The sequence below is a fragment of the Oceanibium sediminis genome, assembly GCF_003265325.1.
GTDB classification, from domain to species: domain Bacteria; phylum Pseudomonadota; class Alphaproteobacteria; order Rhodobacterales; family Rhodobacteraceae; genus Halovulum; species Halovulum sediminis.
In genome coordinates this window covers 1-619 of record NZ_QGNX01000056.1, presented here as the reverse complement: position 1 = coordinate 619, position 619 = coordinate 1, and the positions used below count along the sequence as shown (strand labels likewise).

Sequence of the window (619 nt, the reverse complement as noted above, 5' to 3'; positions counted from 1 at the left end):
ACAAATCTTTAAGGTTCGCTTTTTTCTGCTGCTTTCAGAAGGGTTAGTTCCGGCCCCTCGTAAGTGTAGAGAAATCGAGGCGGGACAGGCCCTTTGTTGCGCCCGCCCTGCTGAGTTTGCTCCCAGGCGTGGGCAAGGATGCCCACCGATCGCGAAAGGCAGAACAGCCCGCGCGCGAGCGGCGGCTTGCAACCGAGTTCGGCAAAAATTACTGCCGTGGCGCCGTCGATGTTCATTGGCACTGGCTTGGAACGTCCCTGCCCGAGATGCGCCTCGACCGCCGCTGCGATATCGGCGAAACGGCCCGAGACGCTACCTTTCGCCGCCGCTTCTCGCACCAGCGCGAGAAGCCGTGGGGCGCGAGGATCGCCATCTTTGTGGAAGCGGTGGCCAAATCCGGGGACGAACTTGGTGCGCGTCGCCTGCCAGTCGACGATCGCATCGGCGGTCGCCGCTGCGAGATCGCTGCCTTCGGCGATGCGCTGATCAATGTCGTAGTAAAGTTCCAGTGCCTGCTGCCCCGCTCCGCCGTGGACGTCGCCAAGAAGATTGACCGCACTCGCCATGGCATTATTCAGTGGCAGGCCGCAGGTGTCGCGTTGCCCTTTAATCTGAGACG

The 619-nt window shown here is 61.9% G+C and carries 1 protein-coding gene; it reads right to left on the bottom strand.

Annotation, left to right across the window (positions count from 1 at the left end):
- Window positions 1-8: 8 nt before the first annotated feature.
- Window positions 9-619, bottom strand: a 611-nt coding sequence (locus DJ029_RS21530) for a citryl-CoA lyase (RefSeq protein WP_112324499.1), incomplete at its 5' end; no start/stop codon positions are given.